The 2,110-nt window shown below is 28.9% G+C and carries 2 protein-coding genes; both read left to right on the top strand.

Annotated features, from left to right (window positions below):
- Window positions 1-105 precede the first annotated feature (105 nt).
- Complete coding sequence (istA, locus tag OCL94_RS13125; protein ID WP_262997370.1) at window positions 106-1,341, top strand: IS21 family transposase; 1,236 nt, start codon at window positions 106-108, stop codon at window positions 1,339-1,341.
- A gap of 11 nt (window positions 1,342-1,352) precedes the next feature.
- Window positions 1,353-2,110, top strand: a 758-nt coding sequence (istB, locus tag OCL94_RS13120; RefSeq protein ID WP_262997369.1) for an IS21-like element helper ATPase IstB, incomplete at its 3' end; no start/stop codon positions are given.

Raw genomic sequence — 2,110 nt, 5'->3', positions numbered from 1 at the left:
AAATGTAGGAAAATGGCGAAATGAAAATGCTGTTTTTCCTACATTTTTTCTTTTTTAAATTATATAATCATGTCTTAACTCAATCTTCGATTGGAGGTTATTTGATTGAGACATGACATTTATGAAGGAGTGCTATTTTACATTATGAAAGGTATTAAACCAAATTATGCTGAACTAGGTCGACAATTTAATTGTGATCCAAGAACAGTAAAGAAATATTATGAAGCAGGAAAGGAAAATGAATTAGAACGATTGAAGAAAAAACAACAAACTAGGAAAGCATCAAAACTAGATCCATTTAAAGAAATAATTGATGAAAAAATTGAATTAGGATGTACTGCTATGGCAATTTTTAAATACATTGAGAAAAAAGGATATGAAGGTAAATATACGATTTTACGAGAATACTGTAAAAATAAAAAACAAAACGAGACTAAAAAAGCAACTATACGCGTAGAAACAAATCCAGGTATAGCTGCTCAAGTAGATTGGAAAGAAGATATGATAATGCATGATAAGTTTGGCAGAACCTATCAATTCAATATCTTTCTTTACGTTCTACACTATTCAAAAATGAAGTATATCACATTAACTTGGGATAGAAAACAAGATACGCTATTTGAATGTTTAAAAGACGCTTTTGAATATACCGAAGGTGTTCCAAAAGAAATCTGGTTCGATAATATGAGAACCGTAGTTGATCGACCGAGAACACAATATAAAAAAGTTGTCTTCAATAATTTGTTTTATCAATTTAGTATGGATGCCAACTTTGAACCTATTGCTTGTAGACCTTATCGTCCTCAAACAAAAGGGTCTGTTGAATCATTAGCTAAATTTGTTGAACAACGATTAAGACCATATGATTATGAATTTTATGATGCTGTCGAACTGATTGGGCTAGTAAATGATTTATGCCACGAATTAAATCATATAGAAGTTTCACAGGCAACAGAACAACGCCCTATAGACGTTTTCAATTTTGAAGAAAAAGAACATTTAAATTCTTTTAATGCTAAGTTATTAAATACGTATATCGAAGATGAATGCATAAGAATTGTTTCTAAAGAATCGATGATTAATTTTAGAAAAGGTAAATACTCTGTTCCTACTAAATACATAGGTGAAGAAGTACAGGTGATATTTAATAATTCTACTGATGAATTGTTGATATATTTTGATGGTGAGTTAATAAGAAGGCATGATTTATCCGAAAGAAAACTTAACTATTTTATCGAAGATAAGATTGAAATATTAAAATCAGATGTATTTAAACATAAGGATGATGAAGAGATTCTTAAATACATAGAAAATTCATTATTACTGTATGACGAGATTTAGGGGGACTTTAAATGAATACAAATCACCAAAAACTACTTAATAACTTTGAAATATTAAAACTAAAAAAATTCAAAGATTATTATCCAAACTACATTGAATTACTTTCTGAAAATGAGAAATCTTTAACTGAAATCTTAATTGATTTAACCGAAAAAGAGATAGAATATCAATCAGAATTAAAATTTAAACGTGCTGTGAATTCAGCACGTTTCCCTAAGATAAAACATTTACATGATTTTGATTTCATGTTTCAACCAAGTATAAATCAACAAGAAATACTTACTTTAAAATCAATGCATTTTTTAGAAGATAGTATCAATATTTGTTTCCTAGGTAACAGTGGTGTTGGTAAAACGCACCTGGCTATCTCATTAGGTGTAGAGGCCTGTAAACAAAATATAAAGACAAGATTCTATACCTTCAAGGAATTAATAGACATATTAACTGTCTCAGATTCCAAAGGAATCATCAATAAAACATTAAAGCAATTAAGCAGAATTGAGCTACTTATCATTGATGAAATTGGTTATACTCCCATCACTAAAGAACAAGCTGATTTATTTTATCAGCTAATGTCACTAAGATATGAAATGAAATCAACAATAATTACAACTAACATTCCATTTTCGAGTTGGGGAGAATCATTTAGTAATAAGATTGCATCAGCAGCTATAATTGATCGGTTAGTTCATCACTCAAAAGTATTTAAAATTACCGGTGAATCATATCGATTAAAAGATTATAAAAACGAAAAATCCTTAAATATGCG

The organism is Macrococcus capreoli (assembly GCF_025628935.1).
Taxonomy (GTDB): Bacteria; Bacillota; Bacilli; order Staphylococcales; family Staphylococcaceae; genus Macrococcoides; species Macrococcoides capreoli.
This window is presented reverse-complemented; position numbering and strand designations above follow the sequence as displayed.